The 14,603-nt window shown below is 38.9% G+C and carries 17 protein-coding genes; 16 read left to right on the top strand and 1 reads right to left on the bottom strand.

Annotated features, from left to right (window positions below; genetic code table 11):
- Window positions 1-25: 25 nt before the first annotated feature.
- On the bottom strand, window positions 26-481 hold the full coding sequence (locus tag IGK82_RS02845) for a GNAT family N-acetyltransferase (protein WP_002355701.1): 456 nt from the start codon (window positions 479-481) through the stop codon (window positions 26-28).
- 174 nt (window positions 482-655) lie between these two features.
- On the opposite strand from IGK82_RS02845, the gene udk reads away from it, so the two are divergent.
- The 16 genes from udk (at window position 656) to IGK82_RS02925 (ending at window position 14,559) form a co-directional block, all read left to right on the top strand.
- A complete protein-coding gene (gene udk, locus IGK82_RS02850) occupies window positions 656-1,285 on the top strand; it encodes a uridine kinase (protein ID WP_002355702.1) in 630 nt (209 codons plus the stop codon).
- A gap of 169 nt (window positions 1,286-1,454) precedes the next feature.
- Window positions 1,455-1,796, top strand: a complete 342-nt coding sequence (locus IGK82_RS02855) for a type II toxin-antitoxin system PemK/MazF family toxin (RefSeq protein WP_002355703.1) — start codon at window positions 1,455-1,457, stop codon at window positions 1,794-1,796.
- Between the two features lie 103 nt (window positions 1,797-1,899).
- The gene (locus tag IGK82_RS02860) at window positions 1,900-2,865 is read left to right on the top strand and encodes a Gfo/Idh/MocA family protein (protein ID WP_025194179.1); all 966 of its coding nucleotides are present in this window, start codon (window positions 1,900-1,902) and stop codon (window positions 2,863-2,865) included.
- Between the two features lie 370 nt (window positions 2,866-3,235).
- Window positions 3,236-5,155 carry a BglG family transcription antiterminator gene (locus IGK82_RS02865; protein ID WP_002388793.1) on the top strand — a complete coding sequence of 640 codons (1,920 nt, stop codon included), beginning with the start codon at window positions 3,236-3,238 and terminating at the stop codon, window positions 5,153-5,155.
- On the top strand, window positions 5,121-5,444 hold the full coding sequence (locus tag IGK82_RS02870) for a PRD domain-containing protein (protein WP_002386165.1): 324 nt from the start codon (window positions 5,121-5,123) through the stop codon (window positions 5,442-5,444). The genes IGK82_RS02865 and IGK82_RS02870 overlap by 35 nt, the downstream gene beginning before the upstream one ends.
- Before the next feature lie 14 nt (window positions 5,445-5,458).
- The gene (locus IGK82_RS02875; RefSeq protein WP_002355707.1) at window positions 5,459-5,815 is read left to right on the top strand and encodes a glycine-rich SFCGS family protein; all 357 of its coding nucleotides are present in this window, start codon (window positions 5,459-5,461) and stop codon (window positions 5,813-5,815) included.
- 30 nt (window positions 5,816-5,845) lie between these two features.
- Window positions 5,846-6,202 carry a DUF4312 family protein gene (locus IGK82_RS02880; RefSeq protein WP_002355708.1) on the top strand — a complete coding sequence of 119 codons (357 nt, stop codon included), beginning with the start codon at window positions 5,846-5,848 and terminating at the stop codon, window positions 6,200-6,202.
- A 15-nt stretch (window positions 6,203-6,217) separates the two neighbouring features.
- On the top strand, window positions 6,218-6,997 hold the full coding sequence (locus tag IGK82_RS02885) for a DUF4311 domain-containing protein (RefSeq protein ID WP_016622228.1): 780 nt from the start codon (window positions 6,218-6,220) through the stop codon (window positions 6,995-6,997).
- 19 nt (window positions 6,998-7,016) lie between these two features.
- A complete protein-coding gene (locus IGK82_RS02890) occupies window positions 7,017-7,712 on the top strand; it encodes a DUF4310 family protein (RefSeq protein ID WP_002361314.1) in 696 nt (231 codons plus the stop codon).
- Between the two features lie 130 nt (window positions 7,713-7,842).
- Entirely contained in the window at window positions 7,843-9,156 is a 1,314-nt protein-coding gene (locus tag IGK82_RS02895) for a PTS sugar transporter subunit IIC (protein ID WP_002358780.1), read from the top strand.
- Between the two features lie 25 nt (window positions 9,157-9,181).
- Window positions 9,182-9,481 carry a hypothetical protein gene (locus IGK82_RS02900; RefSeq protein WP_002363233.1) on the top strand — a complete coding sequence of 100 codons (300 nt, stop codon included), beginning with the start codon at window positions 9,182-9,184 and terminating at the stop codon, window positions 9,479-9,481.
- An 8-nt stretch (window positions 9,482-9,489) separates the two neighbouring features.
- Window positions 9,490-10,578, top strand: coding sequence for a DUF871 domain-containing protein (locus tag IGK82_RS02905; protein WP_430605143.1), 1,089 nt, complete (start codon window positions 9,490-9,492; stop codon window positions 10,576-10,578).
- Window positions 10,579-10,586: 8 nt separating this feature from the next.
- The gene (locus tag IGK82_RS02910) at window positions 10,587-11,696 is read left to right on the top strand and encodes an amidohydrolase/deacetylase family metallohydrolase (protein ID WP_016616380.1); all 1,110 of its coding nucleotides are present in this window, start codon (window positions 10,587-10,589) and stop codon (window positions 11,694-11,696) included.
- On the top strand, window positions 11,686-12,792 hold the full coding sequence (locus IGK82_RS02915; RefSeq protein ID WP_104880581.1) for a DgaE family pyridoxal phosphate-dependent ammonia lyase: 1,107 nt from the start codon (window positions 11,686-11,688) through the stop codon (window positions 12,790-12,792). The genes IGK82_RS02910 and IGK82_RS02915 overlap by 11 nt, the downstream gene beginning before the upstream one ends.
- A gap of 3 nt (window positions 12,793-12,795) precedes the next feature.
- Window positions 12,796-13,539, top strand: a complete 744-nt coding sequence (dagF, locus tag IGK82_RS02920) for a 2-dehydro-3-deoxy-phosphogluconate aldolase (protein ID WP_002361094.1) — start codon at window positions 12,796-12,798, stop codon at window positions 13,537-13,539.
- A gap of 9 nt (window positions 13,540-13,548) precedes the next feature.
- On the top strand, window positions 13,549-14,559 hold the full coding sequence (locus tag IGK82_RS02925; RefSeq protein ID WP_016622804.1) for a sugar kinase: 1,011 nt from the start codon (window positions 13,549-13,551) through the stop codon (window positions 14,557-14,559).
- Window positions 14,560-14,603 lie beyond the last annotated feature (44 nt).

Genomic DNA, 14,603 nt, shown 5'->3' on the forward strand with positions numbered 1-14,603 from the left:
TTTCCTGTACAGGAAATGTTGTTTTTTAACTTAAATGTAACCGTAAGCGAACCATATCTTTTAAAGGCAAGCCGTTTTCCATAATGGGCTCATCATAATGATGGATAAAAAAATCTGGTTCAATATGTGTCATTCGAAAACCGACTTTTTGGTAGAGATATAGCTGTTGAAAGCCTGTGCTCCCAGTCCCAATCTCCAAGTAATCATACTTTTCTTTTTTGGCAAAATCAATGGCAAAATGTAATAACTCTTGTCCGATGCCCCGCCCTCGGCTTTCTTCTGAGACAGCGATGTTTACGATTTCCAATGTCCGTGGGTGAGTCGGCAACAGGACTAAAATTCCTTGAAGTTCTTCAGTCTGATAGTCAAAGCAAATGCCGCGGGTAATGTAATCTTCCACCATTTTTTTTGAGGGATCTGCCTCATAAAGAAGAGCGTAATGCGCAGTTGTAAGTGCTTCTTTTTTGACTTTTTTAATCATAGGTAGGATTCTCCTTTTATTGATAAGTATACTGTAATTGAAAGAAGTGTGGGCAGATTTTTCATAAGAAGATAAAAATCACATGAAAAGTCTTGGAAAAGGTCTGGCATTCTTCAGAGTTTTCATTATAATAGTAAAAGACAATGAAGTTTTTGAAAAGAAAGAGGTTTATACATGAAAGATAGTCAGCCAATTATCATTGGTGTTACTGGCGGATCAGGAAGCGGAAAAACCAGTGTTAGCCGTGCGATTTTTAATAATTTTCCCGATCATTCAATTATGATGTTAGAACAGGATTCTTATTATAAAGATCAGAGCCATTTGAGTTTTGAAGAACGTTTAAATACCAATTATGATCATCCTTTTGCGTTTGATACAGATTTATTGATTCAACATGTTGAACAACTGTTAAATTATCAAGCCATTGAAAAGCCAGTTTATGACTACGTTGCGCATACAAGAAGTACAGAAACGGTGATACAAGAACCGAAAGAAGTAATTATTCTTGAAGGGATTTTAATTTTAGAAGATCGCCGCTTAAGGGATTTAATGGATATTAAAGTGTATGTGGATACAGATGATGACATCCGTATTATTCGTCGAATCAAGCGTGATATGGAAGAACGTGGCCGTACGTTGGATTCTGTGATTGAACAATATTTGACAGTCGTCAAGCCCATGTATCACCAATTTATTGAACCTACGAAACGTTATGCAGATATCATTGTGCCAGAAGGTGGCGAAAACCACGTCGCTATTGATTTAATTAATACAAAAGTGGATAGTATTTTAACAAAAATGTAATAGTCAGCTTAAATAGCCGTCTCTATATCAGAGTCGACTGTTTAAGCTTTTTTTTGACTTTTAAAGGGTGGTTTTATCAAATATTTTAAGGGATAGCTAAAAAGTTGAAAATATTGCAAGAAACAATATGCTATAATTTTTTAAAGGAAAAGGAGGGAAGGGAATCTGAATGATAAAAAGAGGTGAGGTTTTTTATGCGAACCTCTCACCAGTTGTTGGTTCTGAACAAGGTGGGATTCGACCTGTCCTGATTATTCAAAATAACAAAGGTAACTTATTTAGTCCAACGTTGATTGTTGCACCGATTACCCGTAACGTAAGCAAGCGGCTGCAACCAACGCAAGTCCTCATCGAAATTCCCCATAACGAGTGCAGGACGCCATCACTTATTTTGTTAGAACAAATTCGAACATTGGATAAAGAACGAATGCTACACAAGGTTTGTCAACTTTCTCGTGAAGAGATGGAACAGGTCAATCAAGCTTTAAAAGTTAGCGTTGGTATCCGTTAATTTACATATAAAGAAATCGTTTTGGGGAAACGGTTTCTTTTTTTTTGTTGAAATGGTTTCCAAATATTCGTTTTTCTCGTATAGTGAAAGAGGAGGCGATCACATGGATAAAATTCGTTATGGAATTATGAGTACTGCCCAAATTGTCCCAAGATTTGTAGCAGGGCTTCGAGAAAGCGCGCAAGCTGAAGTGCGCGGGATTGCATCAAGGCGTTTAGAGAATGCTCAAAAAATGGCTAAAGAATTAGCGATTCCGGTGGCTTATGGCAGTTATGAAGAGTTATGTAAGGATGAAACAATTGATATTATTTATATTCCCACCTACAATCAAGGACATTACTCAGCAGCTAAGCTTGCGTTATCACAAGGAAAACCCGTCCTACTGGAAAAACCATTTACATTAAATGCTGCTGAAGCAGAAGAACTCTTTGTAATCGCACAGGAGCAAGGGGTTTTTCTAATGGAAGCTCAGAAGTCTGTCTTTTTACCAATTACCCAAAAAGTAAAGGCAACGATTCAAGAAGGGGGATTGGGAGAGATTTTATGGGTTCAGTCAGTTACTGCCTATCCCAATGTGGATCATATTCCCTGGTTTTACTCGAGAGAAGCGGGTGGTGGAGCGCTTCATGGCTCAGGAAGTTATCCATTACAATACTTACAATACGTATTAGGAAAAGAGATTCAAGTGGTTACGGGAACCGCAACGTATCAGCAAGGGGCGACGGATAGTCAATGTAATTTAGCTTTGAAATTTGCTGAAGGGACGCTGGGCAATATTTTTATTAATGTTGGTTTAAAGATACCTAGTGAAATGACCATCTGTGGGACAAAAGGGCAAATCGTTATTCCTAATTTCTGGAAAACAGATTGTGCTTATTATACAGATGCTCAAGGCAACACTGTCAAATGGTCTGAACAATTCACTAGTGAATTTACGTATGAAATCAATCATGTGAATCAATGTTTACAAGACAAAAAGTTAACTAGCCCCGTAATGACGAAGGAATTAACGATAGCAACCGTTAAAATTGTTGAAGGTTTTTATCAAGAATGGTTTGATAACGAATAATTACCACCACTTGCTATCCAAACTATTCTGTGTTAAAGTGTGTTTTATGCGACGAGTTGACTCAATCAGATAGCTTCGGCTATTCCGTTTTGACGGCTAGTGATTGTCAAACACAACGACACCAGATAGTACGGCTATCAGTTACCGGATTTGTAACGTGTCGGACAGAATACTTTTGTGGAGAAGGTTTCTGTCTATTTATGCAAATAAATAGTGTGGTATCCCTTAACAGTTACTACTGTTAAGGGATTTTTTTTGTATGAAAAGAGAAGTGTTGCACTTTTATAAGTGCAACTTTTTTGTGTTGTGGAACAGATAAAATAACGCTATAGTTTTAAGTGTAAAGGGAAAAGAAAAGAGGTGACAAGGCATGACCGTGTTGTTGTCCAAAAGAGCGATAAATATTTTATTGATGCTTTTGGATTTGGAAGGGAGTATTACCACGCAAGAATTAGCTGAGAACTTTACTGTCAGCGTTCGAACAATTAAGTATGATTTAGAAGATATTCGTGCTTGGTTTGAACAGCACGATGAGACACTTTATTCAAAACGAAATAAGGGAATCTGGCTAGATTTACCTGACTCTAAACGCTTACTGTTAAAAAATGAAATTATCGATGTCGATCGATTTGAAACCTATCCTGATCAAAAAAGACGAGTCAATGTATTGATTTTTCAGTTATTGTCAGTCAAAGGGTACTTAACGGCACAGCAGCTAGCAGATGAATTATTAGTGAGTCGAAACACAATTGTCAGTGATTTGGAACAGGTCGAACGGTTGCTGCAAGCATATGATTTAACCTTAATTCGCCAAGCACGGCAAGGGTTTACAATTAGTGGTGAAGAAAGCAATGTACGATTACTGATGGAATTTATCACTCAAAAAGAACTTACAGAATACGATATTTACCAAATTATGAACTATGTGACAAAGACAAAAGGGGCTGAAAAAATCCCTAAAATTAAATTTGGGTCAGGGACATTGTTTCAAGGTTGTTATCGTAGTGCATTGAAAAAAATGCGAAATTTAATTAATCCACTCGATCAAAATCAATTTGATTATGCCGAAATATTATCTATTACGTTGAGAGTGGCAATTGCCGCAGCACGTATGCAGATGGCACATACAATTGGGACTTACCGAGTGTTATCGCAAAAAACACGCTTTGAACAACGGAACGAAGTACCACTTTTACTTTTACAAGAGGTGTTTGAACGGTATGACTTACCTTTATTAGCGGATGAATATTTTTATATTTATAGTGATTTATTCGGAACCCATCAACGGCAAGATATGGTTCAATTAACAAAGCAAGTGATTGAAAGCGTTTCAAAAGAGCTGAATTATCCTTTTGTAAATGATCGCCAATTATTTACGAACTTGTTTGCACACCTGTCCTTACGTTTTACAAAGAAACATTTATTTATTAATGAATACAATCCGTTTTCTGAAGAAATCAAAGGAAAACACCCAGCGTTATTTTTAGCTATTCAAAGTGCCTGTAAACAATTAATTCAACGTTCTGTTTTGTTAGTCAACGATTCTTTCTGCGCATATATTGCGTTGCATTTTTTGGCAGCTCAGGAACGACAACAGCAGGAAGCTAAAGTTGTTAGGATTGTGTATGTTTGCTCGACGGGCTTAGGTGTGACCAGTTTAATTGAACAAAAAATTTTAGAGGAAGTACCAAACGTTGAACTCGCAGGATTTGCTTCTGTTTTAAATGCAACTGAAGTGATTCAAGCAGAAAAGCCCGATTTGGTATTGAGTATTTTCCCAATTGAAGAAATGACATACCCATTTATTAAAGTTAGTCCATTGTTGACGGACACAGACTTAAGTTTGATTCGGGAAGAGGTCGATAAAATTTTATTAGGGAAACGTCAAGGAAAAGGTACCGCTCGCTCCACGAAATCTGATGTAATTGAAAAAAATGAACGGATACAAAGCCAAGATTTATTAGTAAAAGCGTATATTATTTATGAAGAGTTAAAACGAATGTTTCAAACAAAGTTACTGAGCGAATATCAAGAAGCCTTTTTACTCCACGTTTTATTAATGACACATCGGATTACGTTTAATAAACAATACGAAGAGATTCCTTGTAATAGAGAAGTATCTCATGAAAGGCAAGAAGAAATTCGGCAAATTGAATGTTTATTTGCTAAAAATGAGTTACCTGTCAATCATGCTGAAATTTCAGCATTACTTAATTATTTAGAACAACCAAAGGAGGAAGAGGATGGAACTAGCAATGGAAGCACAGGAGATCATTCGACAAAGTGCTGAACCAGAAAAGCTACAATCGATTATCAAACAAACCAGTGCGCGATTAGCAGAAGCACAAATTGAACCAACGGAATTACAGTGGACGATTTTGATTAACCATCTCAATGAGATGCTGAATCGTTCAAGAGAAGGAACGACATTAGCTGGTGTTGATCGGACGTTATTTACGGAACTAACACCAGAAACGTTGAAAATTGCACAAGAAACAACAGAAGCAATTGGTCAGTTATCAGAAGATGAATGGTATGTTTTAGCTGTTCATTTTGAAGTTGCTAAACAAAACAATTAATAGGAGGAAAAGTTATGATTACAGTAGTTATCGCAGATCGTTTAGGAAAAGGACAAAATGTTGCAAAAGGAGTGGAGCAAGCCGGTGGTCGCGCGGTTGTTGTTCCAGGAATGGGCGCTGATATGCGTTTAGGAGATGTGATGCAACAAGAAAAGGCTGATTTAGGCATTTCTTTCTGTGGCAGTGGTGGTGCAGGGGCGTTAACGGCTGCTACTAAATACGGGTATCCCGAAAGACATGGCATGCGATCAATCGAAGAAGGGGTAACAGCAATTAACGATGGGAAAACTGTTCTTGGATTTGGTTTTATGGATCAGGAAGAACTTGGTAAACGAGTAACTGAAGCATTTATTAAGAAACACGGAGCATAGAAAGTAGTAACTTAGAAAGGAGCGGTAATTATGGATGCCACAAAACGGTCAACACAAACCGTGATTGTTTCTGGAAAAGGTAATAAGAAGAATGAAGCTTTTGCAAGTGCGTTGAATGATGTTTCAAAAAAAGTATTAAAAGAAACAACAGAGGTCCTTATCCGGATTGAACCGAAAGAAGTAACTATTCGTCAGGCAAAAGAACAAGTTTATACAGAAAAATTTCTGTTCTTCTTCTTTCCTAGAAAGAGAGTGATTTATCATGTCGAACTAGCTGTAGAAGTGGAAATCCAAGCCATTGCAGTCGAAGAAGTTGATTTTTTAACGGAAACAATTAAAGAACCGAACGCAGTAGTAGTTCCGTTTCTTTCAAAAAGAGGCGTATAAAGGGAGGAAGAAGGAATGGAATTTGTAATCATTTTGCTGAAGTCATTGCTTATTGGTGGTTTACTAGGTTTTGCAGCTGGCGCAGGCGCTGCTCGGATGTTTCATGCACCACAAACGCAAGGGTTAGGGGCATTTAGAACATTAGGAGAAATGAACGCGGCACAAGGAGATCCAGCATCACACTTTTCTTTTGGTTTAGGTTTTTTCTTTAATGCTTGGGCTTCGGCCGTCGGAGCAGGGGCCTTTACACAAGATGTGACCCACCGGATTGTGCCTAACTGGGCTGCAGCAATTTTATTGGTAAAGGATAAAGATGTCACTAAAACGATGCATAATCCCAAAAAAATGGGGGTTGTCGGGGCCTTTGTAGGAATGGCGACTGTGGCTTTCTTAAATAGTACAGCTGCAGCAATTCCAGAATCGCTACAAGTAACAGCGGTTGCGGTGTTGGTACCTGCAGCAACGATTTTAATCAATACTGTGATGCCCGTTTTATTCTGGCTAGCGGCTTTAGATGCAGGAAAACGGACGGGTTTCTGGGGAACGTTATTTGGCGGATTATCTCAATTAGTCATGGGCAATGCTGTCCCAGGAGTTGTATTAGGGATCTTAATCGGTAAAGGTGTCGATGATTTAGGGTGGACCCGAATGACACGCGGCATGCTTGGTGCCATTATCTTATTATTTATTTTAAGTGGCTTCTTCCGAGGGTTCGACTTAGAAATGATCGAAAGTTTCCGCTTGTCTATTCCTCAATGGTTAAATAATTTACACAATGTCTTCACCGTTAAATAGAAAAAAGGAGGTCTCATAGATGGAACAGCAAGAAAAAAATGAATGGGCACAACAAGAACAAGAAATTCAAGAAGGTTTAAAAGGCAAAAGTTTTTGGTATGCTGATTGGGGCTTTCCGATTTTAGTCGGGATTATGTCAGCGGCAATTTTTGCAGGAACACATATGTATGTAGTTTATGGTGTGGGCGCCTTTAATGAAGTTTCAATTGTTGCGATGCTAAAAGCTGGTTTAGATGGTGGTTCTTATGGCGCTGCCGCAGCATTTGGTGCAAGTTTCCTGTTTGCACGAATTTTAGAAGGTTCTTTAGTCGGGATTTTAGATTTAGGTGGCTCAATTTTAACGGGGATCGGGATTGGCGTACCTGCAATTTTCCTCAGCATGGGTATTAAAGCACCTGTAGAAAACTTTGGCTTAGCACTTTTAACAGGTGCGCTACTAGGGTTAGCAGTTGGCGGCGTAATTGTGTTGATTCGGAAATTTACTATCAATCAAGGAAATTCCACTTTTGGTGCGGATGTGATGATGGGTGCTGGTAATGCCTCAGGACGTTTCTTAGGCCCATTAATTATTTTGAGTGCGGCGGGAGCTTCGATTCCTATTGGGATTGGTGCCACATTAGGCGCTTTAGGTTTTTACATTTGGAAAAAGCCAATCGCTGGGGGCGCAATTTTAGGCGCAATGATTTTTGGTGCAATATTCCCGGTTTCTTTATAATCAGAAAAAGCCTTTTGTTTTGCACTTTCTCTGTCATGAATAAGAATAAGCGTTTACATTATAATGTTACTATGTTATTATAAATGCGAAATAATTATTATTTTTATTAGTTGAACGGAGGAATTAACAAATGAATGGTTTTGTACAGTGGATGGAAGTTAAGTTAATGCCGATTGCGAATAAATTTGGTTCGCAACGCCATATGACAGCGATTAGAAAAGGATTAATTGCAACGATGCCTTTAACAATTGTGGGCTCATTCTTTACAATTTTTCAAAATATTCCAATTGAGGCATACACAAAATTGATTGAACCTTATCAAGCAATTTTAGATATTCCTTCCCGCTATACGATGGGATTACTTGCACTTTATGCAACATTTGGGATTGCTTCATCATTGGCCAAAAGTTATAAGCTTGACTCTTTGACGTGTGGAATTTTAGCATTAATGGCCTTTTTAGTAACAGCGGCACCACCAACACGTGTCTTTGAAGATGTTGACAACGTCATTACAGCAGGGCGCTATATTAATTTAGCAAATTTAGGTTCAGCTTCTTTATTTGGTGCGATTGTAACAGCGCTGTTATCTGTTGAAATTTATCGCTTCTTTATTGAAAAAGATATTATGATTAAGATGCCAGATGGCGTACCGCCTGAAGTGTCAAATTCATTTATTGCGTTAATTCCAGGAGCAGTTATTCTTTTATTATTCTGGGTTATTCGCCACGTAATTGGTTTTGATTTGAATGGTTTCTTGAGTACGTTATTAATGCCACTTAAAGGTATCCTTGCTGGTAACAGTTTATTTGGCGGCTTACTAACAGTCTTCTTAATCTGTTTCTTCTGGGTTTTAGGGATTCATGGTCCAGCGATTATGGGCCCAGTTATTCGTCCTTTCTGGGATATGTCGATTGCAGAAAACCTTGAAGCTTTTACCAATGGTGCAAACGTACATCAGTTACCTAATATTTTTACAGAACAGTTTTTACAATGGTTTATCTGGATTGGTGGCGCTGGAACTACGCTTTCTTTAGTTGTTTTAATGATGTTTTCTAAATCAACGTATCTGAAAAGTCTTGGCCGTTTATCGTTCTTACCAGGCTTGTTTAATATTAATGAACCAGTTATTTTCGGAACGCCGATCGTAATGAATCCTATTTTAGGTATTCCGTTTATCGTGGCACCGTTAATTACCACAACGTTATCTTATTTCTTAACAGTCGCTAATATAATTCCGATGATGGCTGCACGCTTAGCGTTTGCAATTCCAGCACCAATTGCTGCTTGGATGAGTACCAATTGGAGTTTCTCGGCCGCAGTATTAGTGATTGTTAACTTCTTAATTACAATGGCTATCTACTATCCATTTTTCAAAGTTTATGAAAAACAACAATTGGATAAAGAAGCAGAAGAATTAGCAGCTGAACAAGCAGCAAAAAATTAAAAAATGTTAGGGCGGGTGTTCTGATATGAATATCCTGCCCCTTCTAAGTCAGAGAAGAAAGTCAGGAGCGTATAAGATGATTATTTGGTTCATTTTCTTTTTTATCGTTAGTCAAATTATTATAGAAAAAGGGCAGTTGCCTACTGTTGTTTATCAATTTGGTTTGGTAAAGACGTTGGTTTTTACGGCAGTTTGTATTACTCTTTCCATGATAATTGGCGGATTTCTAAATCAACCAGTATTGCTCGTTGGCTCTACAACAATCCTGTGTAGCTCGGTGATTGCTTGGAAATTTCGAAATAAATTTGAAAATAGCGGAGTGTGAGAACGAAGATGAAAAGAGCATTAGGTGTATCAGTTTATCCAGATCATAGTGATATCAATCAAGATAAAGCGTATTTAAAAAAAGCCAGCGAATGTGGGTTTACTCGAATTTTTATAAGTATGTTAGAAGTGACCGATGGCAAAGAAGCGGTTCAGAAAAAATTTAAAGAATTAATTAGTTATGCGAAAAATTTAGGATTTGAAACAATTTTAGATGTCGTTCCAAGTATCTTTGATGAATTGGAAATTTCATATGATGATTTGACTTTTTTCAGCGAATTAGGAGCTGATGGGATTCGATTGGATACAGGTTTTGATGGAAATAAAGAAGCCATGTTGACGTTTAATCCATTCGGCGTGGCTATTGAGCTGAATATGAGTAATGATGTTGCTTATCTTGATAACATTTTGACGTATGAAGCGAATCGACCTTTCTTATATGGTTGTCATAACTTTTATCCACAAGCGGGAACTGCATTGCCGTATGATTTCTTTGAAAAATGTAGCATCCGTTTTAAAAAGGAAGGTATTCGGACAGCTGCTTTTATTTCATCACAGGTAGGTGAAATTGGTCCTTGGGATGTGAATGATGGGCTACCTACTTTAGAAATGCATAGACAGTTGCCAGTCACTGTTCAAGCTAAACATTTATTTGCAACAAATTTAATTGATGATGTTGTTATTGGAAATGCTTATGCTTCCAACGAAGAATTAGAAGCATTGGGTCAGTTGAATCGTTATCAAACAGAATTGACCATTGTTTTTGAAGAAGCGACTTCTGAAATTGAAAAAGAAATCGTAACAAAAAATCAACATTTTCGCCGTGGAGATATCACTCAGCAGATGATTCGTTCCACAGAAGTGCGTAAAAAATATAAAAATGAAGCTAATCCCCCACATGATAATCAAGCAATGCTACAACCTGGAGATGTTGTTGTGGGAAATGATGCATTTGGAAAATACAAAAATGAATTACAAGTCGTTTTAGAACCACATCAAGACTCACGCAAAAACCGAGTAGGGCGTATTATAGAAGAAGAACTTGTATTATTAGAATTCATTAAGCCTTGGACAAAATTTAGATTTATAGAAAAGTAGGGAAGAATATGGACTACGATTTACTTATAAAAAATGGACAGACAGTAGATGGTATGCCTGTTGAAATTGCAATTAAAGAGGAAAAAATAGCTGCTGTTGCAGCAACTATTTTAGGTTCTGCAAAAGAAACTATCCACTTAGAACCAGGTACTTATGTATCCGCAGGCTGGATAGATGATCACGTTCATTGTTTTGAAAAAATGGCTCTTTATTATGATTATCCAGATGAAATTGGGGTCAAAAAGGGTGTTACGACAGTGATTGATGCAGGGACAACAGGTGCTGAAAACATTCATGAATTTTATGACTTAGCGCAACAAGCAAAAACAAATGTTTTTGGATTAGTCAATATTTCTAAATGGGGCATCGTTGCTCAGGACGAACTCGCAGATTTAAGTAAAGTACAAGCGAGTTTAGTCAAAAAAGCGATTCAAGAATTACCAGATTTTGTTGTAGGGATTAAAGCCCGTATGAGTAGGACCGTTATTGGCGATAACGGCATTACGCCTTTAGAATTGGCCAAACAGATTCAGCAAGAGAACCAAGAAATTCCCTTAATGGTTCACATTGGATCAGCACCGCCTCATTTAGATGAAATTTTAGCCTTGATGGAAAAAGGGGATGTCCTAACCCATTGTTTTAATGGGAAAGAAAATGGCATCTTAGACCAAGCAACGGATAAAATAAAAGATTTCGCTTGGCAAGCGTACAACAAAGGAGTCGTATTTGATATCGGGCATGGTACGGATAGTTTCAATTTTCACGTAGCTGAAACAGCGTTGCGCGAGGGAATGAAAGCTGCATCAATTAGCACAGATATCTACATCCGTAACCGAGAAAATGGTCCTGTTTATGATTTAGCCACAACGATGGAAAAACTCCGTGTGGTCGGCTATGATTGGCCAGAAATTATTGAAAAGGTAACCAAGGCCCCTGCTGAGAATTTCCATTTAACGCAAAAAGGCACGTTGGAAATAGGTAAAGATGCTGATTTAACGATTTTCACGATTCAAGCAGAAGAAAAAACATTGACTGATTCTAATGGATTGACACGAGTAGCCAAAGAGCAAATTCGCCCAATCAAAACAATTATTGGAGGACAAATCTATGACAATTAGTTACGAAAAATTCCACTTAAAAGAAGTCATTAATGCTTCTGGCAAAATGACCATTCTAGGTGTCTCCAAAGTTTCGGAGGCAGTCCTAGCAGCTCAACGATTCGGCGGCGAACATTTCTTTGAAATGAGTGAACTTAGTGTGCAAACAGGGGCCTTTTTAGCCAACTTGTTGAAGGTAGAAGATGCCCAAATCGTTTCCTCGGCTTCGGCGGGGATTGCCCAATCGGTGGCTGCCTTGATTGGAAAAGGCAGCTTGTACCACGCGTATCATCCCTATACAGAAAAAATCGAACAGCGAGAGATTATTTTACCTAAAGGGCACAACGTGGACTACGGCACGCCTGTAGAAGTCATGGTAGCGCAAGGCGGCGGCCAAGTGGTGGAAGCTGGCTACGCCAACATGTGCAGTCCAGAACACGTGGAAATGATGATTTCTGAAAAAACAGCGGCCATTCTATACATCAAAAGCCACCATACCGTGCAAAAAAGTATGCTGACGGTAGCCGAAGCGGCCAAAGTGGCGCAACGCCACAAGGTGCCGCTAATTGTTGACGCGGCAGCAGAAGAAGATCTTTTCAAATACACTGAAGCAGGCGCTGATTTGGTGATTTACAGCGGCGCCAAAGCCATTGAAGGGCCAAGTGCCGGTTTAGTGGTCGGGAAAAAAGAATACATTGACTGGGTGCGCCTACAAGGCAAAGGCATTGGTCGAGCAATGAAAATTGGCAAAGACAATATCCTAGGCTTTACGCAAGCAGTGGAAGAATACTTGGCGCATGGCAGTGAATCAGGGGCTTCGATGCAAGAGCGCTTAAAACCGTTTGTTGAAGCCATCAACAACCTGTCAGATTTAACCGCTAAAATCGTCCAAGATGGCGCTGGCCGAGACATTTATCGCGCCAGTGTCAAAGTGGACGGCAGAAAAACCGCCAAGGAAGTCATCCAAGCGTTAAAAGCAGAAAGTCCAGCCATTTATACGCGAGAATATCAAGCAAACAATGGCATCATTGAGTTTGACATTCGTTCTGTCAATCAAGAAGAAATGAACAAAATCGTGCAACGATTACAAGAAATTATGGACACAAAGGAGAAATAAGTCATGTCATTAAAACCTAATTATTTAGAAGAACGCATTTGTTTAAACGTTTTAGCCAATTCAGTAGAAAATGCCCAAGCCTGTTATGAAGCAGCAGAAGGGCATGTTGTGTTAGGCGTCCTTTCAAAAAACTATGAAACCGATGAAGCAGCCATTGACGATATGAAAAAATACCAAGCAGCAACCAACAACGCTTTATCTGTCGGTTTAGGAGCTGGTGATCCAAATCAAAGTCAAATGGTGGCTCGCTTATCAGAAGTTTTACAACCGCAACACGTGAACCAAGTCTTCACAGGTGTCGGCGCTTCGCGGGCCTTACTTCGTCAAGACGAAACAGTGATTAATGGCTTGGTTTCACCCACAGGCAAAGTTGGCTATGTCAACATTGCGACAGGTCCGTTAAGCTCTGGTGCGCCAGCGGCGGAAGTGCCTATCGAAACCGCCATCAAATTGTTGAAAGACATGGGGGGCAGTTCCATTAAATATTTCCCGATGAAAGGCTTGGCTCACAAAGAAGAATACCAAGCAGTAGCAGCAGCTTGTGCCAAGTATGACTTTTATTTAGAGCCAACAGGGGGCATTGATTTAGAAAACTTTGAAGAAATTGTTCAAATTGCGGTGGATGCCGGCGTTAAAAAAATCATTCCTCATGTCTACAGCTCAATTATTGATCAAGAAACAGGGGACACTAGAACAGAAGACGTGAAAACGTTACTAACCATGATGAAAAACACATTGAATAAGTAGGTGTCAAAGATGAAAATTGCTGCGTTTGGTGAAGTCATGCTTCGTTTCACTCCGCCAGAGTATCTAATGTTAGAACAAACAGAGCGGTTAAGAATGAACTTTGTAGGGACTGGCGTAAATCTCTTAGCAAATTTGGCTCATTTTCAACTAGAAACAGCATTGATTACGAAATTACCTGCCAATCGTCTTGGTGAAGCTGGCAAAGCAGCGTTAAGGAAGTTAGGAATTTCAGATCAATGGGTAGGAGAAAAGGGCGATCATATTGGTAGTTTTTTTGCAGAAATGGGTTATGGAATCCGACCCACACAAGTAACTTATCAAAATCGCCATCAGAGTGCTTTTGGCATCAGCGAGGCGAAGGACTACGATTTTGAGGCCTTTTTAGCGGAAGTAGATATGGTGCATATTTGTGGTATTTCGTTAAGTTTAACTGAAAAAACTCGTGATGCTGCTTTGATACTTGCGCAAAAGGCGCATGCCTGTCAAAAGAAAGTTTGTTTTGACTTTAATTATCGACCTAGTTTGAATACAGCAAATAGCGCACTCTTTATGCGTCAACAGTACGAACGCATTTTACCTTATTGTGATATTGTTTTTGGCAGTCGACGTGATTTGGTCGAGCTATTGGGTTTCATTCCGCGAGAAGATTTAGAAGGTGAGGCACAAGAAACTGAACTGATTCAGCGTTTCATGTCTCAATACAATTTGGAATGGTTTGCTGGGACAACGAGAAGTCATTCCCAAAATCAAAACTACTTAAGTGGGTATTTATATACCCAAAATGAGTACCAACAGAGTGAAAAAAGACCGCTTCTTAATCTTGATCGAATTGGTGCTGGTGATGCTTATGCGGCGGGGATTTTATATGGCTATAGCCAAAATTGGTCGTTAGAAAAGGCAGTTACCTTTGCCACAGTCAATGGGGTCCTTGCACATACGATTCAAGGAGATATTCCTTTGACAACGGTCAAACAAGTGAATCACGTTCTTGAGCATCCGAATATTGATTTAATTCGTTAAAGAAGAAAACCAGAAGAAAAGTCGTGTGTGGCTTTTCTTCTGGT

Source organism: Enterococcus sp. AZ197, assembly GCF_050556405.1.
Lineage (GTDB): Bacteria > Bacillota > Bacilli > Lactobacillales > Enterococcaceae > Enterococcus > Enterococcus faecalis.